Origin of the sequence: Synechococcus sp. H70.2 (assembly GCF_047462275.1) — a bacterium.
Taxonomy (GTDB): domain Bacteria; phylum Cyanobacteriota; class Cyanobacteriia; order Thermostichales; family Thermostichaceae; genus Thermostichus.
The window spans coordinates 20,908-43,104 of the sequence record NZ_JANSIU010000004.1; the positions used below are offsets into that span (position 1 = coordinate 20,908).

Here is a 22,197-nt window from a genome sequence, read left to right on the forward strand (position 1 = left end):
GTTTTTTGAGCTGTCCTCAGGGAGAATAGGAAGCCAGGGTATGCGTTTGGGCCTGAGCCACCTGGGCAGATAGGGTGAAGGCCAGCGGTTGTGGCCATTTCACCAAGTTCATAGGCTGGATGCCAAACCAAAGGATCAAGGCGGTTAACACAAAGGCCGGGATCCGTTCCCAACCTTGCACACGCGGGTAGTAGGCGGTGCGGTTGTCCAATCTGCCAAAGCAGGTGCGATTGAGCAAAATCACAAAATACACCGCCGTCAAGCCGGTGCCGCAGATGCTCAGCAAAGTGGGCAGTGGAAAATCAGAGTAGCTGCCTTGGAAGATTAAAAACTCGGCCACAAAGCCCAGTAGGCCCGGGATCCCGGCGCTGGCCATGCCGCCCAAAATCAGCAGGGCACTCACCGTGGGCAGGCCGCGCAGGGGATTGAGCAGGCCGTTGAGCACGTTTAGATCCCGCGTTCCCACCTTGCGCTCCACCAGGCCCACTAGATCAAACAGCAGCGCCAAAATTAGCCCATGGGAGATCATTTGCACTATCGCCCCCGTCAGGCTAATGGGCGTGGCCGCTGCCATCCCCAGCAAGATGTAGCCCATATGGCCAATGGAGCTGTAGGCCACCATGCGCTTGATGTCTTTCTGGGCAATGGCTGCCAACGCCCCCAACACCACGGCAATGGCCCCCCACCAAGCTAGGAGTTCATCTAGATCTGCCCACGCCTGGGGAAACAACTGCAGCCCAAAGCGAAACAGACCATAGGTGCCCAACTTGGAGAGCACCCCACCCAGCAGGATCGCCACCGGCGGCGAAGACTCGCCGTAGGCGTCGGGCAGCCAGGTGTGCAGAGGCACCAGCGGCATCTTGATGCCAAAAGCCACAATCAACGCCAAGAGTGTCAGGGTTTGGGCAGCAGAGCCCAGAGAGCTAATGCGAATCTCGGCCAGCTCAAAGGTATGGGGATCCCCTAGCCAGTAGATGGCCAAAAACGCCCCCAACAGGAAGATGGCAGAGACAGCGGTGTAAATCAAAAACTTGATGGCAGCGTAATCCCGCTTGGGGCTGCCCCAGATGGAAATAAGCAGGTAAATCGGGATCAGCACCAGTTCGTAAAAGAGGAAAAACAAAAGTAGGTTCTGAGCGGCAAAAGCCCCGTTGACCGACCCACTCATCAGCAGAATGCAGCCGTAAAAGAGGTTGGGCCGCTTCACCTCTGGCTCAGCCGCCAGAATGGCAATGAGGGTAAGCAGACCGTTCAGGGCCACTATCAACAACGACAGTCCGTCCAGGCCCAGGGAATAGCTCAGTCCAATTTGCGGCAGCCAATCCCACCGCTGCTCCCACTGAAAGCCAGTTGCCTGTAAGTCGAAGCGGGTAAATAAAAACAGGGAGATGGATAGCGAGATCCCGGCCAAAATCGCCGCCAGCCTTCGCCCCCCCAACCCCAAGAACAGGAGCAGGGATCCCAAGATTGGCAAGATGATCAAGGCATTCAGCATAGTCTTTTCCCTTTCCCAAAGACTCCGCCCGCCTACTGCCACCCCGAAGGAGCTCTACAGCAATGGACAAAAGTATGCCCTTGCTGCCGCTTTTTCTAGTTGCGACAACTCCTTATAGAACGGGCCAGTGGCCTTGCTGAGGCTAGGGCAAGTAGCTCAATACTCGCTCCTGGGCTTCTAGGACAGCAGTTTACCTTGAAAACACATCTCTTGCAACGAAACACCCGCTGGTGAGGCGCACCTAGACACTTGAGGAGCTCCCCCGTTTGTGGAAACAGCATCTACGCGGTCAAAGAGCTTATCATTATCATCAGAGACACAAAGGGAAGAAGCATCCTGTTACTGGAGCTATTTCTCTGAGAGGAGTAGTTGGCTGCCATGTCATCAAGGGTGAGATGAAGAAGGGGAATTTTTTGCAGTTTTTGAGAAGTGAGTTATGTCCGAAGCTAGATGCGAGGAAGGTTGGGATTATGGACAGCTTCATAGGAGTCGAGAAGTTGAGGAACTGATTAGGGGAACAGGAGCGCGAACCCTACACCTGCCTGTGTATGCACCGGAAGTAAATCCTATTGAGATGATGGGGTCGGTGTTGAAGCACTTTGCTCGGCAGTTTTCCAGAGTTGGGAACTAGAGCATGGAGCAGAGAGTGCAGACTTCTTTACTCCTGATCAATCCATCCTGCTTCCGAAGTTGGTTTAACAGGCTGTAAGTCTATTCTCGATGGCGGTGGGGACAATTCCTGCAAATTCTGGCAGTCAAGGCTGTAAGAGCTGGGCTGTTAACGATTGCAGTGAATCCCCGCGGTAGCAGTCAAGAGTGCTCCGGGTGCGGTCGAGAAGTGCCTAAAAAGCTGGATGAGCGTTGGCACCACTGTCCGCACTGTGGGTTCAACTCGGCGAGAGTTATCAAATACAGAGCGGTGGGGCGTCCCGTTCTTTTCGCGCCAGCGGCGCGGAGCGCTAAAGCCCGGGAAATGTCCGACGCAGTAGCGGGAGTCACTGTTTGCGAAGCGGGACGTAGTCCTTGAAGCCCGCACTCTATGCGTCGGCATGAGTGGGGGAGTAGGTCACGTTGAGCTCTCAGCCGGCTGGGGCGGCTGCCACTTCAGCACCAAGGTCGAAAGAGGAGGCAGGCAGAGCTCAAGCGAGTAGGGCAGGTTGTGGTAGGGCCAGTCATCCGTCCACTTGCCCCCTAGGTTGCCAACCCCGCTGCCCCAGAACTCTACCGCGTCGCTGTTGAGCAGTTCCTGGTAAAACCCTCGCTGCGGCACGCCAATGCGGTAATTCGGCCAAACCACCGGCGTAAAGTTACAGACTACCACTAGCCACTCCCTGGGATCCTCCCCATAGCGGATAAAGGAGATAATGCCCCGATGGTCGCTGCAGTCAATCCAGCGGAACCCTTCTGGCTTGGTGTCTTGAGTGTAGAGAGCTGGCTGCGAGCGCAATAGATGGTTGAGGGTGGCTACGTAGTGGCGCAGTTTAGCGTGGGGCTCATACTGCAGCAGCTCCCAGTCTAGATCTGCCCAAACATTCCACTCGTTCCACTGGCCAAACTCCATGCTCATAAACAAAGTTTTCTTGCCGGGGTGGGTGAACATGTAGCCGTAGAGGGCCCGCAAACTGGCAAACTTGTGCCACATATCCCCTGGCATTTTGCCCAACATGTGGCTTTTGCCGTGCACCACCTCATCGTGGGAAAAAGCCAGCATGTAATTTTCGCTAAAGGCATACATGAGGCTGAAAGTCACTAGGTTGTGATGGAACTGGCGGAACCAGGGATCCATGCGAAAATAATTCAGCATGTCGTGCATCCAGCCCATGTTCCACTTGAGGTTAAAGCCCAGACCACCCACATGGGTTGGCCAGGTTACCATTGGCCAGGCAGTGGATTCCTCGGCAATGGAAAGAACGCCAGGGTAGTACTTGAAGATGAGGGTGTTGAGCTGGCGAAGGAAGTCAATCGCCTCCAAATGCTCTCGCCCACCGTAGCAGTTGGGGATCCAGTCTTTGCGGTCGTAATCCAGATAGAGCATTGAGGCCACCGCATCCACCCGAATGCCGTCGATGTGGTATTTGTCAAACCAAAAGAGGGCATTGGCTATTAGATAGTTGCGCACCTCGTTGCGGCCGTAGTTGAAAACCAAAGTGCCCCAGCCCTTGTGCTCGCCCTTGCGGGGGTCGGCATACTCGTAGAGGTGGGTACCGTCAAAAAAGGCCAGCCCATGCCCATCTTTGGGGAAATGCCCCGGCACCCAATCGACAATGACGCCGATCCCTTCCTGGTGGGCGCGATCGACAAAGTACATGAAGTCTTGGGGCGATCCGTAGCGGGAGGTTACCGCGTAGTAGCCAATAACCTGGTAGCCCCAGGAGCCGTCGAAGGGGTGCTCGGCCACGGGTAAGAGCTCGATGTGGGTAAAGCCCAGCTCCTTGACATAGGGGATCAATTTGTCCGCCAGCTCCCGGTAGGTAAGAAAGCGGGTGTTGGGCTTTTGCTCCACCGGCACCAGGTGCCCATCAGCGGGGGGGTCTTCCGTTGAAGCGTGCATCCAGGATCCCAAATGCACCTCGTACACCGAGATGGGCGAGCGCAGGGGGTCGGTGGCAGCCCGCTTTTCCAGCCACTCCTGGTCGTGCCAGGTATAGGTGTGGAGGTCGGCTACAATTGAGCCGGTTTTGGGTCGCACCTCCTGCTGAAAGCCATAGGGATCTGACTTTTCGTAGATATCCCCCCAGGCAGTTTTCACCTCGTACTTGTAGACGGCTCCTGGCCCAACACCAGGGATGAACACCGCCCAGATGCCGCTTTCGCCCAGCCGCTTCATCTGGTGTTGGCGGCCATCCCAGTGGTTGAAGTCGCCAATGACACTGACATTGCGGGCGTTGGGAGCCCAGACGGCAAAGTGGACTCCCTGAACCCCATCTACGCTGATGGGATGAGCGCCCAACTTCTCGTAGATGCGGTGGTGGTTGCCCTCGTTGAAGAGGTAGCGATCCAGCTCACCGATGTGGTTGACCTTCTCCAGGGGAAAGCGATAGGGATCCTCCCACTCTTCCAAGTGCTGGCCCTCCGGATCCCAGACCCGCTGCGCCCGCAGAAAGTAGTCTGGAACCGGCGTGCCAGGCGCAAAGCACAGCTCAAACAACGTTTCTGGATACAGCGGCTGCATGGGGTAGGCCTGCCCAGTGGCGCGTTCTACCAACCAAACCTGTTTGGCATTGGGCACCAGGGCCCGCACCAGCCAGAAGGACGTTTCCCCCTGCTCTATCTGCTGCGGCCCCAAAACAGCATAGGGATCCTGCCACTGGTTGGTGACGAACTGAAGCACTTGTTCGGCAGACAGGAGAAAGCCCATCGGCAAGCTTCAACAAAGCAACAATCTCAGTCTAGCGGTGCTCGGCTGCTGCTTTTGGTAGCGCAGGGATTGCCAGAGCCATAGCGGTAGCAGCCAAACCTTTCTGCCCCCGGGAAAACCTGCTAGAGTTGGGAGAGGGTAATTCTCCTCCTTGCCAGCGAGGTTGGTTGGCTTGTTTTGTTGTTGGGGTTTTGGGGACTTATGGCTATCCTGCTGTCGAGCGAACCTATCCTGGCTGTGAGCATCTTTGGCATGGGCCTGCCAGAGCTGGCCGTGATTGGGATCATTGCAGTGGTTGTGTTCGGCCCCAAGAAGCTGCCGGAGTTGGGCAGCGCCTTTGGCAAAGCATTGCGCAGCTTTAAGCAAGAGATGAATAACCCCACTAGTGATGACGAGCCTCTGGCCAGCGCCGAGAAGCCAAAGGCGGAGAAGGTGCTCGAAAAGGATGCTGCCTAGGTAAAAAACTTAGACAACGTTGCAAACTTCCGCCAACGGCAAAGCTTCCTTCCTGCAAACAGCAACAAGGCGTTTGGGTTGTAGGTCACTTCTCTTTGCAGATGGCCAGGCCCTAGCTATAGGTATGCCCAGCTCAACTGCCAAGCCTTTCTGCCTTTTGAAGCCCAGAAGTACGGGCTCGACCCCTGACCTGGAGCCGGGAAGGTCTAGGAGTTGCCAGCGAAAATGCGACTAGAGACCAAGGCCGTGATCCTAGCCTGCTTGAGGCAAGGGCAGACGGTAGGATAGAGAGCAAGCTTGCCAGCGCTATCCCATGGTTCGCCAATACCTTTCCGGGGAAGGGCTGCGCTGGTTGGGCCTGGCTGTGCAGTTGTATGGGTCCGTTGTGCCCGCGGTGCTTCCCCGCACCCTTTTTTGTGCCCTGCTAGGGATCCTGGTTTCTGGGCTCCATGAGTTGGGACTGCCCCTGGTGCTGCCCTCTTCGGTGGCGTTTGTGCCCAACCTTGTTTTGAGCTTGATGCTGGTCTTTCGCACCAATACTGCCTATGAGCGGTTTTGGGAGGGGCGGAAAGCCTGGGGAAGCCTAGTGAATGAGGTGCGCAACTTGGCCCGTCTCATTTGGGTAGCTATTGCGGAAAAGCAGCCAAGCGATCGGGAAGAGAAAATCAAAATCCTGTATCTGCTGCCCGCTTTCGCCATAGCTGTAAAGCAACACCTGCACCAAGAATTTTTACCCGCTGAGCTACAGCCCCTCCTTAGCTTAGAGCAGTTGCAACGCCTTCAAAACCTCAATTATCCCCCCTTACAAATTGCCTTTTGGATAGGGGATTATCTCTAGCGCCAGTACGAGAAGAGTCGTGTGGAAGTCTATCAGCTAACGATCATGGTGGAACGGCTTAACGGTAGGGTGGAAGCTCTGGGTGCCTGCGAGCGCATCTTGATGACCCCCATACCTACGGCTTACGCCTTGCATCTACAGCAGTTGTTGCTGCTTTACTGTTTGTCTTTGCCCTTTCAGATGGTGGAAGAACTGGGTTGGATGACTGGTCCTATTGTGGGATTGTTGGCCTTTATGCTCTTTGGCGTTGAGCAGATTGGTCTTGAAATCGAGAACCCCTTTGGCCACGATCCCAACGACTTGCCTCTTGATAGAATTTGTAGTAAGATGAAGCGAAACATTGTTGACTTAATTCAATCTACCTAAAATTGCTCTGCCACTCCTCAAGCTGAAGTCCAAACCCCTACCCAAAGCCAGAGGGATCCCGCTTCTCCCCTTCCCTTGGCAAGGAGGATTGGAGTGGCAAGGGATCCCACCTCAGCCTTGGGAGTGATACTGTGAGAAGAAGAGAAGGATCGGAGCGATTGCCATGCTAAAGTGCACTACCCGCCACGTTCACATCTTTGCTGGCGAGGTTACCCCCGACAACCGCCTGGTGCCCCGCGACGATGTGCTGACCCTTGACGTGGATCCCGATAACGAGCTGGTCTGGAACGAGGCAGCCCTGCAGAAGGTCTATGCCCGTTTCGAGGAATTGGTAGAAGAGTACAGAGGCCGGGATTTGACCGAGTACAACCTCCGCCGCATTGGCTCTGACTTGGAGCACTTCATCCGCTCTCTCCTTAAGCAAGGGGAGATTGCCTACAACCTGCAAGGGCGCACCCCCAACTACAGCATGGGCTTCCCGCAGATCCCTGCAGAAAAAGTAGTGGACCAGTACATTCCCAAAAGCTAGCTCTCTTCCCCCTTCCTGCACCCCCGTTGGAGCATTACCCCATGTCTGAAGAAACCACCCCCACCCAGGACTCTCCCAAGGCTGCTGCGAAAAAAACCGCCAGAGAAGTCAAAGAAGAAAAACCCTTCGAGCAACTGATTACAGAAGAAGTGATCCCAGCGGCCATTGCTGCCTTTCAAAAACGCGGCGTCCACGATTTGCAACTGCGCCTGGAAGGCAAGACGCTGATTGGCTCGTTTGCTGGCGGCCAGAAGCAGTTTAGCGTCCTCTTTGCCGACGGCTCCCTAAATGGCCGTAAGTTCTTCTGCTGTACTACTGCCGGATCCCTACCCAGCACTCTCGAGTCTTTCATGATCGACGAGCGCCGCGTCGACGTGCCCCTGTTTGTGTTCTACTTGCTGCAGCGCCTCTACGCCCAGCAGTGGTATTGAGAGATCCCCCAGCCAGCCCTGGAAGGAATTAGCTGAGGATCCCGCCAGGGGGATCCTTTTTTGGCCTTGCGGGAGATGTGCTCCCAAGGCAGGAGGGATTATCTTTTGTGAGGAAAGGTAAGGCACTGCTACGGGAGATCTCGAAATGTACATTGTGCAGATTGCCTCTGAATGTGCCCCAGTCATCAAGGCGGGGGGGCTAGGGGATGTGGTGTACGGCCTCAGCCGGGAGCTGGAAGTGCGGGGGCACTGCGTCGAGCTGATTCTGCCTAAGTACGACACCATGCGTTATGACCAAATCTGGGGCCTGCACGACGCCTACCGCGACCTCTGGGTGCCTTGGTATGGCGGGGCTATTCACTGCTCGGTGTACTGCGGCTGGGTGCATGGCCGCCTGTGCTTTTTCATTGAGCCCCACTCCAGCGATAACTTTTTCAATCGGGGGTGTTATTACGGCTGCCCAGATGACAACATGCGCTTTGCCTTTTTCAGCAAAGCTGCCCTAGAGTTTCTCCTCAAGAGCAACAAGCGTCCCGACATCATCCATTGCCATGACTGGCAGACGGGCCTGGTGCCAGTGCTACTGTTTGAGATCTACAAGTACCACGGCATGGAAAACCAGCGGGTATGCTACACCATTCACAACTTTAAGCACCAGGGTCTTGGCGGGCCGGAAATTCTTTGGGCCACGGGACTCAACCGCGAGTCTTATTACTTCCACTACGATCGCTTGCGTGACAACTTCAACCCCTTTGCCATCAACTTTATGAAAGGGGGAATTGTTTTTTCTAACTTTGTAACAACAGTCTCGCCCACACACGCTCTGGAGGCACGGTTTGGTGATTACGGCTACGGTCTGGGACACACGCTCTACTTGCACCAGCACAAGTTCCGGGGCATTTTGAATGGCGTTGACTATGACATCTGGAACCCTGAGATTGATCGCTTTATTCCTTTTCGCTACACAGCGCAAACTTTGGAAAACAAGGCCAAAAACAAGAAGGCGCTGCGGGATCGGCTGTTGTTGCAAGATGCCGAGAAACCGATTGTGGCCTATATTGGGCGGCTAGATGAACAAAAAGGTGTGCATTTGGTGCATCATGCCATCTACCGCTCCTTGTTTAAAAATGCTCAGTTTGTCCTACTGGGATCAGCAACGGAGCCGGGAATTGGCGCCTGGTTTGCCCACGAGAAAGGCTACCTCAACGACAACCCCGACGTTCACATTGAGTTGGGCTTCAACGAAGAACTCTCCCACCTTATCTATGCAGGGGCAGATATCCTCGTGGTACCCAGCCACTACGAGCCCTGCGGCCTCACTCAGATGATCGGCCTCAAGTACGGCACAGTTCCGGTGGTGAGAGGAGTGGGCGGCCTAGCGGACACGGTTTTTGACCGCGACTACGACAGTCGCAAATTGCCTGAGCAACGCAATGGCTACGTGTTCTACCACACGGATCACGCAGCCCTAGAGTCAGCGCTGGATCGGGCCATCGACCTGTGGTATACCGCTCCCGACCAGTTCCGCCAACTGCAAATCCAGGGCATGAGCTACGACTACTCCTGGAACTACCCTGGCAAAGAATATCTAGAGATCTACGAGTTCATTCGTCACCGCTGAGTGATCCCCAGTGATCCCAGGCCTTGACCACAGGGGGGAAATGCTGGAGGATAGGTAGCAATCCTGCTCTTAACTTCCCCACAGATTTATTGCTGAGGAAGCTGAGCTGACTCCGTTATCTTCCCTGAGGATCCCTGGCTGCTATGGGTTATCTTGCCTTGGTACTCCACGCGCACCTGCCCTTTGTGCGCCACCCTGAGCAGGACTTTGTGCTGGAAGAAGAATGGCTCTACGAAGCCATCACCGAGACCTATGTCCCGCTGCTGCACATGTTCGAGGGGCTGCAGCGAGATGGCATTGACTTTCGCCTCACCATGTCCCTGACGCCGCCTCTGGTGTCGATGCTGCGGGATCCCTTGCTGCAGGAGCGCTACGACCACTACCTAACCAAGTTGGAGGAGCTGGCCCAGCTGGAGTACGACAAGAATGCCCACAACGGCCATATTCGCTACCTAGCGGAGCACTACATCAAGCAATTTGCCATGGTGCGGGATCTCTGGGAGCGCTACGACCGGGATCTGGTGCGGGCCTTCAAGCAGTTTCAAGACAGCGGCAACCTGGAGATCATCACCTGCGCCGCTACCCATGCTTACCTGCCCCTGATGCAGATGTACCCCCAGGCGGTTTGGGCGCAGCTGATTGTGGCCTGCGAGCACTACAACGAGCACTTTGGCCAATGGCCGCGGGGGATCTGGCTGCCGGAATGTGCCTACTACCAAGGGTTGGAGCGGCTGGTTGCTGATGCTGGCCTGCGCTACATGATCACCGACGCCCACGGCCTGCTCTATGCCAAGCCGCGGCCGCGCTACGGCATGTACGCTCCCATTTTTACCGAGACCGGCGTTGCCGTCTTTGGGCGGGATCACGAGTCCTCGCAGCAAGTGTGGTCGGCAGAGGTGGGCTATCCCGGGGATCCCGTCTATCGGGAGTTTTACAAAGACCTGGGGTATGAGGCCGACTACGAGTACATCAAGCCTTACATCATGCCCAATGGCCAGCGGAAAAACACCGGCATCAAGTACCACCGCATCACGGGGCGGAACCTAGATCTAGGGCAGAAGGAACTCTACGATCCCTACTGGGCGCGAGAAAAAGCGGCCGAACATGCGGGCAACTTTATGTTCAACCGCCAGCGGCAAATCGAGTACTTGTACAGCGTCATGGGGCGCCCGCCGCTGGTGGTGGCTCCCTACGATGCCGAGCTCTTTGGCCACTGGTGGTACGAGGGACCCTGGTTTTTGGATTTCCTCATCCGCAAGAGCTACTTTGACCAAAACACCTATCGCATGACTCACTTGGCGGAGTACCTGCGGGAGAACCCCACCCACCAGGTGTGCAAACCTGCTCAGTCCAGCTGGGGGGCGCGCGGCTTCCACGAGTACTGGCTCAACCCCACCAATGCCTGGATCTATCCCCACCTGCACAAGGCTACCGAGCGCATGATTGAGCTGAGCCGCCGTGAGCCTGCTGATGACCTGGAGTGGCGGGCCCTAAACCAGGCGGCACGGGAGCTGATGCTGGCTCAATCTTCTGACTGGGCCTTTATCATGCGCACGGGGACGATGGTTCCCTATGCGGTACGCCGCACCAAGTCTCACCTGCTGCGCTTCAACCACCTCTACGAGAAGATTCAAGCGGGTCAGTTTCGGCGGGAAACAGCCACCCCCGAAGACGAGCAGTGGCTGGCCAAGGTGGAATACATGGACAACATCTTCCCCAACCTCAACTACCGGGTTTACCGGCCCCTCTGAAACCTGGGGGCAGTCTCCAGCCGCACTGTGTGGAAAAAGATCCGACTACTTGGGCCTCACTCGCCTCTCTTGCAGTCGCGGCAGCGGTGCCCTCGGGAAAGTTGGGGGATTCTTACGCAGTCCACGTTGACTTACAGCACTGTCCGGCTTCTTCACCGGGGTGGGTGATAGCATTGGCGAGCGACTCAAGTCACTCAAGGACTACGTCCCGCTAACGCAATCTGGACGGAGGGTTACCAAGCTGCCCCGCTGTTTTGAAACGAGTGCAGTTTGAAATAAATCGACATCCCTGCGGACTTTCCGCTGCCGAGCTCGGGCCTTGTTGCAAACTTCTCAGAGAACTTGGGATCCCCGCTTCCTTACCTTGATGGCCAGCCCTGCCGCTTCTAGAGCTTGGTGCCGCACTCGGCACAAAACTTGTGCAGGCTGGGGTTTTTGGTGCCGCAGTTGGGGCAGTAGATGAGCTCGGCAGCTTGCTCCAGTTGCCGCTTTTCTGGCAGCCCAATCATCTGGTAATTGGCTTTGCCAGCGGGCACCATTGGGTAGCAGTTCTCGTCCCGCTTGACCACAAAGTCAACCACTACTGGGCCTTCGTGGCGCAGCATCTCCTGGATGGCATCGTCTACTTGATCGGGGTGATCGACGCGCATGCCCTTGACACCAAAGGCTTCGGCCAGCTTGACAAAATCTGGCATGCCCGCAGCCATGTCGGAGTGGGAATAGCGCTCGCCGTGAAAGGCCTGTTGCCACTGCCGCACCATGCCTTGCCAGCCGTTGTTGATAATGGCCACTTTGGTGGCAATGCCGTACTGGGCCACCGTGCCCAATTCTTGCATATTCATCTGGAAGCTGGCATCGCCACTGATGCAGATGACTTCCTCATGGGGCAGGGCCACCTTGACCCCCATAGCCGCTGGGAAGCCGTAGCCCATGGTCCCCAGGCCAGAGCTAGAGATCCAACGGCGTGGTCCGGTGCGCAGAAACTGCGCCGCCCACATTTGGTGCTGACCTACATCGGTGGTGTAGTAGGCGTGGGGAGCATGGCGTCGAAAGGCGTCAATAACCTGTTGCGGGGCAATCACACCCTCATAGGAGGGCACCTGCAAGGGGTAGTCCCGTTTCCAGCGCTCGATGCGTGCAAGCCAAGCTTGCGTCTGGCCAGGAGTGTAGGGCATTTTGCTTAGCTGCGCCAACAGCTCCACCAAAACGGTGCGTACATCCCCCACAATCGGCACGTCAGGGATCCGGTTTTTGCCCACCTCTGCCGGATCGATGTCGACGTGGATAACTTTGGCATGCTTGGCAAATTCGTCCAGCTTGCCGGTTACGCGGTCGTCGAAGCGGGCTCCGAGGGCAATGAGCAGGTCGCACTCGGTAACAGCAAAGTTGGCGTAGGCCGTGCCGTGCATGCCCAGCATCCCCACCGAGAGGGGATCATTCTCATCAAAGGCCCCTTTGCCCATGAGAGTGGTGGTTACCGGGATCTGGTAGGTGTGGGCTAGCTCGGCAATCTCGGCGTGGGCCCCGGAGATGATGGCCCCGCCGCCCACGTAGAGCAAGGGCCGCTTGGCCTGCAGAATCAGCTTGGCTGCCGCGTGGATCTGGCGAGGGTTGCCCCGCACCGTGGGTCGGTAGCCAGGAATATTGACCTCAGTGACGGGCTGGTAGTCGAACTCTTCCAAGCCCACATCTTTAGGGATGTCAATCAGCACTGGACCTGGTCGCCCGGTGCTGGCAATGTGGAAGGCCTCGGCCACAATCCGGGCCATCTGCCGCGGATCGCGCACCACGTAGGAGTGCTTGACAATGGGCAGGGTGATGCCAAAAATGTCAGTCTCCTGAAAGCCGTCGGTACCGATTAGATGACGGGGCACCTGGCCAGTAATCGCTACCAGAGGCACAGAGTCCATCATGGCGTTGGCAATGCCTGTCACCAGGTTGGTTGCCCCTGGCCCCGAGGTGGCAAAGCACACCCCCACCTTGCCCGTAGCGCGGGCGTAACCATCAGCAGCGTGGGCAGCAGCCTGTTCGTGGCGGACTAGGAAATGTTTAAGTAGCCCTTGCGATTCGGCCTTGTACAGCTCATCGTAGATGGGCAGGATGGCTCCTCCTGGATAGCCGAAAATGTGCCGCACCCCATGGCGATGCAGGCTATCCACCAATGCATAGGCACCCGTTGCCACGATGTCTTCCCCTCGCTAAGACGACTGAGCACTCGATCTGGAGCGGCTATTTAACTCAGCAGTTTAGCAAGGGTTTGCTCTGCCAGGTTGAAATTGCCAAAAGCTCCTGCACCCCCTGGGTAAAAGTCACACCTAGGCAGGCACCTGGCCCAGTTAGGGCGGCGAGGAGGTCAAGCCACGCCAGGGTTAAGGCCAGCCCCTAGGGGAGACTGGCGGCAGAGCCACCACCCCCTAGAGATAGCCAGCAGCAGTCCCCCAAGGAGCGCAAGCCCGGCTTTAATCCCCTGCCTTCAATCCATAGCGGGCCAGGAAACGGGGCAAATCAACTACCTGACAGGTGTAGGAGCCGTGCATCACGAGCCGTCCCTGCTGCAGGATCTCCACCTTAAACTGAACGCGCCTTCCCGTTACCTCCACCACCTTAACCTGAACCTGTAAAGGCTCCCCCACCACTGCTGCTGAGCAGTGGTCCAAAGCAAAGCGGATCCCAACGGCTGCTTCCTCCGCCTCGTAAAAAGGCTGCAGAGTGGTGTTGCTGCACCCCTCAATCAGGGCTAGCAGCGCCGGGGATCCAATGACCTTCACCCCAGGGTTGCCCAGCGCCTCAGCTGTCTGTTGGGGGCCAGGGATCCCTTGCCAAGTGCCGTAGGTACCGAGGGGAACGGGTTTCACTGAAAAACGCGGCGCAAAAGCCTTCCCGACGAAGCGCTGCCCGCCAGCCAAGAACGACCCTACTACCACTATGCAACAACCCCTGACCTAGTCTGCAACTGCTACGGGTGCTAGCAGCAGCCGCCTGCTTCAGCTGCAGGAGGAAGCCCTTAAAGCCCCTGGCTACCGCTTTGCGGACGTTGCCTCATGAGAGGGCGATTGACAAGAGGAGGGTGCCCTGCTGGCCCTGTCCAAGAAGAGCCGCTGCCCTCCCCGATGGCCCCCCAGCCGCCCAGGCGGTGGCAAGGATAAGCTGGAAGAAATCAGCAAGTGGGCGTTCATGTCTTCAGAACACTACAAATTTGATCTCTTTCTGCGCTACCACCGCGCCCAGGCCCGCTGGGTACAGCAACTGGCCGAGCGGCTGGACCGAGAAGGGTTCAAGGTCTGGTTTGACCGCTGGAGGCTGCAACCGGGGGATGACCGTAAGCTGGAACAGCAACTGGCCATCGAACAGTGCCGCTGGATTGGGGTGGTGGCCTCGCCGGAATTCGTTGCCAATCCCTGGCCCCGAGATGAACTCTACAGCGGTTTCTCCCACGCCCCACCCCGACAAAACCAGCGTTTGCTGACGCTGCTCCACACGCCCACCGAGCTGCCTCAGCCCCTAGCAGAAGCGCCCCTGCTGGATTTTAGTGGCTCTGAGGAGGATCCGGTGCTGTTTGAGTACCGGGCCCGCGAGCTGATGCACTTCTTGGATCCCAGCTTTCCCGCCCCTGGTGATCTGCAGCGATTTCGGCTGCAATACCGCCGCCGCGAGGAACTTCCTGAAGATGAGGAGGTGCGGGGGTTCCAAGCTTTTCTGCGAGCCATTCAGCTAGCTATCCTGCGCATTGCTACCGGCGAAATCCCCTCCGCCACTCCGGAGGAAGGGGCGCGCAAGATTGCCATTTTGCAATTTCTTCAGCGCCTGTTTCAGTGGAACAGCGCCGATATCCAGTTTGAGCGCGCAGAAGAATGGCGCAAGCGAGGCAACCTAACTGAAGCCCTGGCTGCCTACGACCGCGCCTTGAACATGGATCCCAACTTTGCCCTGGCCTGGAGTCGCCGCGGCGATGTGCTGGTGCAGTTAGGCCGCTACCGTGAGGCAATAGACAGCTACCACGGATCCCTGAGCATTAACCCCTACGATGAGGAGACCCGGCTGCGCTTGGCGCTAATTCTGGGGCGCCTGGGCCAGTACAAAGCGGCGGTGGTTAACTACGACAAGGTGCTGGAGAGCAACCCCGAAGATGCCTTAGCCTGGCACAATCGCGGCATTCGTCTGCTGCAACTCAAGCGGCCAAAGCTGGCCCTCAACAGCTTGAACAAGGCGTTGCGGTATAACCCTAAGCAAGCCCGCAGCTGGTTGGGGCGGGGGATTGCCCTGCGACGGCTGCGGCGGCCTAGTGCAGCGGCGGCCAGTTTTGCCCGGGTCTTAAAGCTCAACCCCAGAAGCGCACGGGTCTGGCGCTACCAAGGCAATGCCCTGTTCCACTGCCAGCGGCTGCGCTCCGCTATCGAGTGTTACAAGCGCTCGCTGCGGCTGCGCCGCCGGGATCCCGTTACGCTCTACAACTTGGGTGTGGCCCTGTTGTGCCTTGGGCAGTACCGGTTAGCCAGCAAGGCCTTGGAGCGCGCCCTGCGCTATGACGCTGACAACCCCAAAGGCTGGTATGCCCGCGGCGTGGCTTTCCAGAAACTGGGCTATCTCAAAGAGGCCTGCATCCACTTCGAGGAGGCCCTGAAGATCCGGCCAGAGGACTTTCCGGCTCGCTATGCCTTGGCGGCAGCTCTACAGGAGTTGGGGCAATACGAGGCCAGCTTGGAGGAGTTCCAACGCCTTGTGCAGCAGCGCCCTGGCAGCGTAGCCTGCTGGTTTGGCCAGATCACCAGCCTGCGGCGCTTGGGCCGGCTGGAGGAGGCCCTTGCTGCCAGTCAGCGGCTGATTAGCCTCAATGAGCAAGATCCCTGGGGCTGGTTTGCCCTAGGGCTGGTCTATGGCGACCTTGGGGAGGCAGAGAAAGCGGCGCAAGCCTACTCGCGCGTCCTAGAGCTCACCCCAGAAGACGCGGTGGCCCTCAACAACCGCGCTTGGGAAGTCCTGAAGCTGGGGAAGCTGGAGCTGGCCTTAGCCGACGCCCAACGGGCCACAGAGTTGCAGCCGCAGCGGCCTGCCTTTTGGCATACCTTGGGGCTAATCCAACTGCGGGCTGGTCAGCGGGAGGCCGCCCAAGCTAGTTTGCAGCGCTGCCTAGAGCTGGATCCCCAGTTCCAGCCAGCCCAAGCGGCCCTGCAGGAGTTGGCTCTTGCCAGTTCCCATTTGCCCCTTGGTCTTGCCCCGAACCCTGCCCCTGCGGCAATGCCAGCTACAGCCTTGCCATCGCTAGAAACCCTCAACCCTCAAGAAGAGCTGTCTACCCCTACGCAGCAGCCAATCGGCAAGCCTGGCCTTAGGTGTGAAAGGGAATAGTAAGCAAAGGCAACAGCGCCAACCCCAGCCAAGCCCAACTCCCCGGGAATGGCGAGGGCCCAGAGACTTCAGACCCCTCTGCCTGCAGCAGAGCCTCAATGCGCTCCTGCAGGCGTCCTCCAACAGTGGAGCCCATTTCCAGGGCAAAGCCGACCCAAGCGTTGGACGGCTGCCCTCTTACCCCATAGCCCACTACCTGGAGCAACGCCTCTCCCAGCACCAAGGGATCCACCCGCTGGGCCGCCCAGCGATCTGCCCGCAGCTCCCGCAGCGTCAGCAGTTCTTGCCAGAGAACCTCCGTATTCGGCAGCCAGCTGCTGAGGCGCCGCAGCCAACCAGCTGCAAACATCCACAAGGTATCGCGGTAGTGGCGATGGGCCTCTTCGTGGGCCAGCACTGCCTGCAGGTGCTCTTCATCCAACTGCTCCAGCAAGCCGCGGCTAACCACCAATTGCGGCTTCCACACCCCCACCTGGGCGGCAAAAGGGATCTCCAAATCCAGGACGTAGGCCGGAGAGCCGTACAGATCAACTTGGGCCAGAGCCTGGAGGTGAGCACGTCGGCAGGAGCGCCAGAACTCCCAAGCCCAGTGCAAGGCTACGCCCCCAGCCACGGCCAGCACCAGCAGCGCACAGCCATAGCAGAACCAGCCTCCTGACCCGGCCATTTGTCCCCATGGCCCCATCCAAGCTAGAGCAAAAGCAGTGGTCAGCAAAAACAGCGGCGGCAGCAAGAAGTGGATCCAGGCCCACTGCCAGCGCTGGGCCCAGGAACCCCCTCTATCCAGCCGCACCTGGGCTCGCCACAGCCAACTTAAGCCCAAACCCAACAGCAACATGCCCAAGTGGCTCATTGGGGATCCCTCCTGGCTTCCCGCGCAGCCCGCAGCCGCTCGGCAATCGCCTGCAACTGGGACACGCTGGCCTGATCCAGACTGTCGGCAAAGGCTGCCACTGTGTCGGGATCCCCGACGGCCAAAAACTGCTGCAAGTGGTCAAAGGCCCTCAGGCTGGCAGCTTCCTGGCGAGAGAGACAGGGCCGCCACAGCATTGGCAGAGGCCGCCCCTCGGCATCTGTGCGCCGTTCACAGCTTACCCAGCCTTTTTGGCTCAAGCGCTGCAAGACGGTGGTTACTGAGGCATAGGCCAACTCGCGGTTGGGATCGGCCAGAATGCGCTCGTGGATTTGGCGAGTGCTAGCGCTGCCCAGATCCCAGAGGATCTCAAGGATCTCTGCTTCCAGAGGGCCCAGCGACAGTTTTTTGGGACGATGCCTAGGCAACATGACCCCTTGCCAAAGTAGGAATACCTCTCCAGGCTAGCTTAAGCGCCTCCAGGGCCTTCCCTTCCTGAGTTGGGGCTTAATCAGGGTCGAAGAGTGCCGTCTTCAGCCAGAAAGCGGGAGCTCAGAAAAGGACGCAGCGCCTGGGGAATGCGGATCGAGCCGTCTGGCTGCTGGTGATTTTCCAACAGAGCAGCCAGAGTACGTCCCACCGCCAAGCCAGAGCCATTGAGGGTGTGGACGAAGTGGGTACCCTTTTGCCCCGCTTCTTTGTAGCGCAGGTTGGCGCGGCGGGCCTGGAAATCCCAGCAGTTGGAGCAACTGGAGATCTCCCGGTAGCGGTTTTGGGAGGGAAACCACACCTCCAGATCAAAGCAGCGGGCCGCCGCAAAGCCCAGATCGCCGGTGCACAGCTCCACCACCCGGTAGGGCAGCTCCAGCATCTGTAAAATGGCCTCCGCATCCTGCACGAGTTTTTCGTGCTCGGCCTCCGATTGCTGGGGAAGGGTAATCTTGACCAGCTCCACCTTTTGAAACTGGTGCAGCCGGATTAGGCCCTTGGTGTCGCGGCCATAGCTGCCGGCTTCGCGGCGAAAGCAGGGCGTATAGGCACAGAAATTGAGGGGGAGGCGCTCGGCTGGGATCACCTCATCCCGGTACAGGTTGGTGAGGGGCACTTCTGCCGTCGGGATTAGCCAGAGGTCGTCCTCCGCACAGCGAAAGCTCTCTGAGGCAAACTTGGGCAACTGCCCTGTCCCTTCTAGAGCGGCGCTGTTAACCAAAAAAGGAGGGATGACCTCGGTGTAGCCAGCGGCAAGATGGCGCTCCAGCATCATGGCAATCAAGGCCCGCTCCAGAGCTGCCCCTGCCCCTACCATAGCCACAAAGCGGCTCTGGGCCACCTTGACGGCGCGGCCAACCTCCAAGAGGCCCAGCTTCTCCGCAATCTCGTCGTGGGGAAGGACGGGATGGGCAGGCTTGAGGTCGTCGCCCCAGCGGCGCACCTCCACGTTGTCGGTCTCATCTCGGCCAACTGGTACGCTGGGCAGCGGCAGGTTGGGCAGGGTAAGCAGCCGGGCGCGCATCTCCTCCTCCAGCTCCCGTTCTTGCTGCTCCAGTTGGGCAATTTCTGCTTTGAGCTCTGCCCCCCGCTGCCGCAGAGCCGCCACTTCCGCTCCGTGGGGATCCGCTCCCCGCTGGAGAAGCTCGCCAACTTTTTTGCCAAGGCTGTTGCTTTCCGCCTGCAGAGATCCGCGCCGGGTCTCCAACTGGCGCCGCTCTCGATCCAACTGCAGGATCCTGTCCAAGTCAGCACTGGCCCCGCGCTTGTCCAGGGCTTGGCGTACCTCTTCCGGGCGATCCCGTAGCAGCTTTAGATCCAGCACAAGACCTGCCTCTGGTAAGGACTTCTTACTTTTTCAGCCAGCTAAACATGGCCCGCAGCTCCTTACCCACTTTTTCGATGGGATGCTCAGCCTCGCAGCGACGCATGGCAGTGAGCACTGGCCTACCCGCTTGGTTTTCTAGGACAAACTCGCGGGCAAACTGGCCGCTTTGGATCTCAGCAAGGATGCGCTTCATCTCGGCACGAACTTGCTCTGTGATGATGCGGGGGCCGCGGGTATAGTCGCCGTATTCTGCTGTGTTGGAGATGCTATGGCGCATTTTTTCCAGCCCCCCCTCAACGATAAGATCGACAATGAGCTTGACTTCGTGCAGGCACTCGAAGTAAGCCAGCTCCGGCTGGTAGCCCGCTTCCACGAGCGTCTCAAACCCAGCCTTGATCAGGGCCGTTAGGCCACCGCAGAGCACCACCTGCTCGCCAAAGAGGTCGGTCTCGGTCTCCTCCCGAAAGGTGGTCTCCAGGATGCCAGCTCGCGTGCCGCCAATCCCCTTGGCATAAGCCATGGCCCGCTCCCGCGCCATCCCCGAGGCATCCTGGTAGACAGCAAACAGACAAGGTACCCCTTGGCCCTCCTGGTAAGTGCGCCGCACCAGGTGACCAGGGCCTTTGGGGGCTACCATGACGACATCGATGTCTGCCGGGGGCTGGATCTGGCCAAAGTGGATGTTGAAGCCGTGGGCAAATAGGAGCACCTTCCCCGGCTTAAGGTGGGGCCGGATCTCGCTTTGGAAGACGGCCTTCTGCACTTCGTCGGGCAGCAGGATCATCACCCAGTCAGCGGTGGCAGCGGCCTCGGCTACTGTCTTGACGACCAACCCGTCCTGCTCGGCCTTGGGCCAAGAGGGGCTGCCGGGGTAGAGGCCGACAAGGACGTTGACACCGCTGTCGCGCAGGTTGAGAGCGTGAGCGTGGCCCTGGCTGCCGTAGCCGATGATGGCCACCGTCTGGCCGTTCAGGAGATCGAGGTTAGCGTCGCTATCGTAGTAGAGGCGAGCCATAGTCAGGCTGGGTAGGTGGTGAGCGGCGTTTGAATTAGGATAGCAGGGAAAAACAGGGTTGGGATCAGTTGCCGTAGTGCACGGTCTTCACCCACCTCAGCCGTTTGGGCTGCACACACATGCGGGCCGTGGTAACAATCATAACCGGCAGCCAGTGGAGCATGTACACCAGACCCAGGGCAGTGCGCCACCAGAGCTTCCCTCCGCGCAGCCCCTCCACTTGACGCAAGCTGCGGTAGAAGGCCAGCGTTAGGGATCCCATGACTAGAGCGTTCAGGGGGAGCAGCACCGAGGAATGCCCTGTCAACAGTACCCAGAGAGTATCGGGAACCAAAGCCATGGGCAGCAGATACTGGCAGATAAAGAAAGCCCAGAGATCCACGGTCTTGGCCATGCCCAGGCGGCCACTGAGGATCCCTGGCCAGTAGTCAAGGTAACGCTGGTAACCGCCTTCTGCCCAACGACAGCGCTGGTGCCAAAGGCTTTTCCAGGAGGTAACCCCTTCTTCGACAATAGCCGGCTCGATGAGGAAGGCAATGTCTACCCCCGCCAGGTGGAGCTTCAAGGTGAGATCCAGGTCGTCGGTAAGGGTGCTTTCGTTCCAGCCGCCGCACTTTTCCAGAACATCCCGCCGTACCAATTGGCCGTTGCCCCGCAGCTCGCCAATACCACCGATGAGCACCCGCTGCTGCTGCAAGTAGGCATCAGAGGCCATCTCCGCCACCTGGCCCAGCGTCCAGAAATTGACGTTGGGGTTGCTTAGGGCTTTGCGCACCTGGACAGCGCCCACTGCCCGCCGACCGGGAGAGGAAGGCTGACTAAACAGGGGCAGGGTGCGAGCCAGGAGATCCGGGGGCACAATGGCATCGGCATCGCAGACAAGGATGATCTCTCCCTGGGTTAGGGGGAGAACCTCGTTGAGGGCGCCAGACTTACCGCCCCCTCGCCCCGGCGGCCGTCGGTAAACGCGTAGGTGCGGCAGCCACCTTTGGGCCTCTTGCAGGATCTCTGGGGTGGCATCGCTGCTGGCGTCATCGATGGCCCACAGCTCTAGATGGCTGCGGGGGTAGTCCAACTGACTAAGGCTCTGCAGTAGCCGCGGCAGCACAGCACTTTCGTTTTTGGCCGGGATCAGCACTGCTACCCGCGGCAAAGGGGGCTTTGGCAAGGCCGCTGACGGGAGCTGGAGAGATCCCTGGTCAACCTCATCGCCAGCTGTTGTCTCTAGAGGGTAAAGCCGCAAGGGAGGTGGCGGGTCTGCCGGCTGCAGACGAAACAGGCGGTTGACGTGGATAACCATGAAGGTAGCTAGGCCAACTGTAAGCCAGCGAGCCACTGCTACCTGGTGCATCAGGCTAACTAGCCCCCAAACCATCGCCAAAACCAGCAGAGCCTTAAGCCGGCGACGCTGGGCTGAGGTAAGCAGCCAATCGGGAAGGTGAAGATCCTCCAGGGGAACCGCCTCTGACCAGACAAACTCAGACATGGGAAGCATCTCGTCGGTAACAGCTTTGCCCAAATCAACCGACCCGCCCACGCTTGAAGCTGGCGGCTGTTCAGAGGTCGTTCATCATTGCCACCACTGTGTTGTCACCGACTTGGGCTAAAGACCTAGGCTTTTGGGCTGCCACCCCTACCGCAGGGGATCCCTCTTACGGGTTGCCGCGAATTTCCTTGATCACCCCATCTTCAAGCAGGATCTCCACCTGCATTTTCTGAATTAGGTTGTCTCCCTTCTGCACGCGGAAGAAGCTCTCTATGCTGCCTTGCAGGACCTCTTGGTTCAGTTCCAAGTTGCTCAGTTGGTTAATCTGCTGGAGCAACTGGTTTTTTTGATCCAAGAGCCTAATCTTCTGCTCGTTCACGCGGCTTTTCACCGCTTCCACCTGCTGCAGCACCTGGGGGCTATTGGGGTTAGGGCTTTGTTTTTCAATTTCGGCAATGGCCCGCTTACCCTGAAACTCCAGTTGCTGGATCTGAGCATCAGTAGCTTCAATCTGCCGCTCCAGTTGCTCCCGCATTTCTTTCTTCCAAAGGGGGGTGACCACCACCTTGACAGGGATGGTGCGCTTGAGCAGTAACTGAGTGCCGTTGCCAACGTTGTTTTCTTCCATAAGACCTATACCAGGCAGACGACCAAGCAAAGCAAGGTTTCAGAACTCTCCCCTCAAAAGCTCTGGGTTTAAGGAAAATTCTTTCCCGCCGAGCCGGAGACCCACCTACTTATCCTACCGGCTCGGATCCCGGTAGTAAAGTCTGAGCTGGGGGGAAAGGGCGGCTCTGGTTAAGGATCTTGAAGGTCGCTGCCCTGCGGCGGCGCAG

17 protein-coding genes and 2 pseudogenes are annotated in these 22,197 nt (G+C 58.2%); 9 read left to right on the top strand and 10 right to left on the bottom strand.

The annotated features are described in order from the left end of the window. Window positions 1–16: 16 nt before the first annotated feature. Window positions 17–1,495, bottom strand: coding sequence for an NADH-quinone oxidoreductase subunit M (locus NW822_RS05140; protein ID WP_414403743.1), 1,479 nt, complete (start codon window positions 1,493–1,495; stop codon window positions 17–19). A gap of 278 nt (window positions 1,496–1,773) precedes the next feature. Between NW822_RS05140 and NW822_RS05145 the strand changes: the two are divergent. After that, window positions 1,774–2,204, top strand: a pseudogene (locus NW822_RS05145) (transposase); the annotation flags it as partial. Window positions 2,205–2,234: 30 nt separating this feature from the next. Continuing rightward, the gene (locus NW822_RS05150) at window positions 2,235–2,522 is read left to right on the top strand and encodes a zinc ribbon domain-containing protein (protein WP_414362753.1); all 288 of its coding nucleotides are present in this window, start codon (window positions 2,235–2,237) and stop codon (window positions 2,520–2,522) included. 39 nt (window positions 2,523–2,561) lie between these two features. On the opposite strand, the gene glgB is transcribed toward NW822_RS05150, so the two are convergent. Further along, the gene (glgB, locus tag NW822_RS05155; protein ID WP_414403744.1) at window positions 2,562–4,853 is read right to left on the bottom strand and encodes a 1,4-alpha-glucan branching protein GlgB; all 2,292 of its coding nucleotides are present in this window, start codon (window positions 4,851–4,853) and stop codon (window positions 2,562–2,564) included. 201 nt (window positions 4,854–5,054) lie between these two features. Between glgB and tatA the strand changes: the two genes are divergently transcribed. The 6 genes and pseudogenes from tatA to NW822_RS05185 all read left to right on the top strand — a co-directional run bounded on the left by tatA (window position 5,055) and on the right by NW822_RS05185 (window position 10,845). Next, window positions 5,055–5,309 (top strand): twin-arginine translocase TatA/TatE family subunit, encoded by a 255-nt coding sequence (gene tatA / locus NW822_RS05160; RefSeq protein WP_414362738.1) that lies wholly within the window; start codon window positions 5,055–5,057, stop codon window positions 5,307–5,309. Window positions 5,310–5,622: 313 nt separating this feature from the next. Further along, window positions 5,623–6,513: pseudogene (locus NW822_RS05165) on the top strand (bestrophin family protein). Window positions 6,514–6,676: 163 nt separating this feature from the next. Next, window positions 6,677–7,042: an NAD(P)H-quinone oxidoreductase subunit M gene (locus tag NW822_RS05170; RefSeq protein WP_414362739.1), complete on the top strand. Its 366-nt coding sequence runs from the start codon at window positions 6,677–6,679 to the stop codon at window positions 7,040–7,042. A gap of 41 nt (window positions 7,043–7,083) precedes the next feature. Further along, window positions 7,084–7,473 carry a DUF2996 domain-containing protein gene (locus NW822_RS05175; RefSeq protein ID WP_414362740.1) on the top strand — a complete coding sequence of 130 codons (390 nt, stop codon included), beginning with the start codon at window positions 7,084–7,086 and terminating at the stop codon, window positions 7,471–7,473. Window positions 7,474–7,618: 145 nt separating this feature from the next. After that, the gene (glgA, locus tag NW822_RS05180; RefSeq protein ID WP_414403745.1) at window positions 7,619–9,094 is read left to right on the top strand and encodes a glycogen synthase GlgA; all 1,476 of its coding nucleotides are present in this window, start codon (window positions 7,619–7,621) and stop codon (window positions 9,092–9,094) included. A 143-nt stretch (window positions 9,095–9,237) separates the two neighbouring features. Continuing rightward, window positions 9,238–10,845, top strand: a complete 1,608-nt coding sequence (locus tag NW822_RS05185; RefSeq protein WP_414403746.1) for a glycoside hydrolase family 57 protein — start codon at window positions 9,238–9,240, stop codon at window positions 10,843–10,845. A 386-nt stretch (window positions 10,846–11,231) separates the two neighbouring features. Here NW822_RS05185 and ilvB read toward each other — a convergent pair whose 3' ends face one another. Both ilvB and NW822_RS05195 read right to left on the bottom strand, forming a co-directional pair. Further along, window positions 11,232–13,028: a biosynthetic-type acetolactate synthase large subunit gene (ilvB, locus tag NW822_RS05190; RefSeq protein WP_414362743.1), complete on the bottom strand. Its 1,797-nt coding sequence runs from the start codon at window positions 13,026–13,028 to the stop codon at window positions 11,232–11,234. Between the two features lie 276 nt (window positions 13,029–13,304). Next, window positions 13,305–13,769, bottom strand: coding sequence for a thioesterase family protein (locus NW822_RS05195; RefSeq protein ID WP_414403747.1), 465 nt, complete (start codon window positions 13,767–13,769; stop codon window positions 13,305–13,307). A 250-nt stretch (window positions 13,770–14,019) separates the two neighbouring features. On the opposite strand from NW822_RS05195, the gene NW822_RS05200 reads away from it, so the two are divergent. Next, window positions 14,020–16,191, top strand: a complete 2,172-nt coding sequence (locus tag NW822_RS05200; protein ID WP_414403748.1) for a tetratricopeptide repeat protein — start codon at window positions 14,020–14,022, stop codon at window positions 16,189–16,191. Here NW822_RS05200 and NW822_RS05205 read toward each other — a convergent pair. From NW822_RS05205 to NW822_RS05230, 6 genes are all read right to left on the bottom strand, one after another. Beyond that, entirely contained in the window at window positions 16,172–17,044 is an 873-nt protein-coding gene (locus tag NW822_RS05205; RefSeq protein WP_414403749.1) for a M56 family metallopeptidase, read from the bottom strand. The genes NW822_RS05200 and NW822_RS05205 overlap by 20 nt on opposite strands. Beyond that, window positions 17,041–17,475 carry a BlaI/MecI/CopY family transcriptional regulator gene (locus NW822_RS05210; protein WP_414362747.1) on the bottom strand — a complete coding sequence of 145 codons (435 nt, stop codon included), beginning with the start codon at window positions 17,473–17,475 and terminating at the stop codon, window positions 17,041–17,043. The genes NW822_RS05205 and NW822_RS05210 overlap by 4 nt, the downstream gene beginning before the upstream one ends. A gap of 80 nt (window positions 17,476–17,555) precedes the next feature. Then, window positions 17,556–18,857, bottom strand: coding sequence for a serine--tRNA ligase (gene serS / locus NW822_RS05215; RefSeq protein WP_414403750.1), 1,302 nt, complete (start codon window positions 18,855–18,857; stop codon window positions 17,556–17,558). A gap of 25 nt (window positions 18,858–18,882) precedes the next feature. Further along, complete coding sequence (gene ilvC, locus NW822_RS05220; protein WP_414362749.1) at window positions 18,883–19,875, bottom strand: ketol-acid reductoisomerase; 993 nt, start codon at window positions 19,873–19,875, stop codon at window positions 18,883–18,885. A gap of 64 nt (window positions 19,876–19,939) precedes the next feature. After that, window positions 19,940–21,412 (bottom strand): glycosyltransferase, encoded by a 1,473-nt coding sequence (locus NW822_RS05225; protein WP_414403751.1) that lies wholly within the window; start codon window positions 21,410–21,412, stop codon window positions 19,940–19,942. 115 nt (window positions 21,413–21,527) lie between these two features. Further along, complete coding sequence (locus NW822_RS05230) at window positions 21,528–21,989, bottom strand: YlqD family protein (protein WP_414362750.1); 462 nt, start codon at window positions 21,987–21,989, stop codon at window positions 21,528–21,530. Window positions 21,990–22,197: the final 208 nt, after the last annotated feature.

What these genes read in the sequence shown, in the direction of transcription:
- tatA (WP_414362738.1), top strand. Translation starts at nt 5,055, where the DNA reads ATGGCTATCCTGCTGTCGAGCGAACCTATCCTGGCTGTGAGCATCTTT.
- glgB (WP_414403744.1), bottom strand. Translation starts at nt 4,853, where the DNA reads ATGGGCTTTCTCCTGTCTGCCGAACAAGTGCTTCAGTTCGTCACCAAC.
- ilvC (WP_414362749.1), bottom strand. Translation starts at nt 19,875, where the DNA reads ATGGCTCGCCTCTACTACGATAGCGACGCTAACCTCGATCTCCTGAAC.
- NW822_RS05210 (WP_414362747.1), bottom strand. Translation starts at nt 17,475, where the DNA reads ATGTTGCCTAGGCATCGTCCCAAAAAACTGTCGCTGGGCCCTCTGGAA.
- NW822_RS05185 (WP_414403746.1), top strand. Translation starts at nt 9,238, where the DNA reads ATGGGTTATCTTGCCTTGGTACTCCACGCGCACCTGCCCTTTGTGCGC.
- NW822_RS05200 (WP_414403748.1), top strand. Translation starts at nt 14,020, where the DNA reads ATGTCTTCAGAACACTACAAATTTGATCTCTTTCTGCGCTACCACCGC.
- NW822_RS05205 (WP_414403749.1), bottom strand. Translation starts at nt 17,044, where the DNA reads ATGAGCCACTTGGGCATGTTGCTGTTGGGTTTGGGCTTAAGTTGGCTG.
- glgA (WP_414403745.1), top strand. Translation starts at nt 7,619, where the DNA reads ATGTACATTGTGCAGATTGCCTCTGAATGTGCCCCAGTCATCAAGGCG.
- NW822_RS05170 (WP_414362739.1), top strand. Translation starts at nt 6,677, where the DNA reads ATGCTAAAGTGCACTACCCGCCACGTTCACATCTTTGCTGGCGAGGTT.
- NW822_RS05175 (WP_414362740.1), top strand. Translation starts at nt 7,084, where the DNA reads ATGTCTGAAGAAACCACCCCCACCCAGGACTCTCCCAAGGCTGCTGCG.
- NW822_RS05140 (WP_414403743.1), bottom strand. Translation starts at nt 1,495, where the DNA reads ATGCTGAATGCCTTGATCATCTTGCCAATCTTGGGATCCCTGCTCCTG.
- NW822_RS05230 (WP_414362750.1), bottom strand. Translation starts at nt 21,989, where the DNA reads ATGGAAGAAAACAACGTTGGCAACGGCACTCAGTTACTGCTCAAGCGC.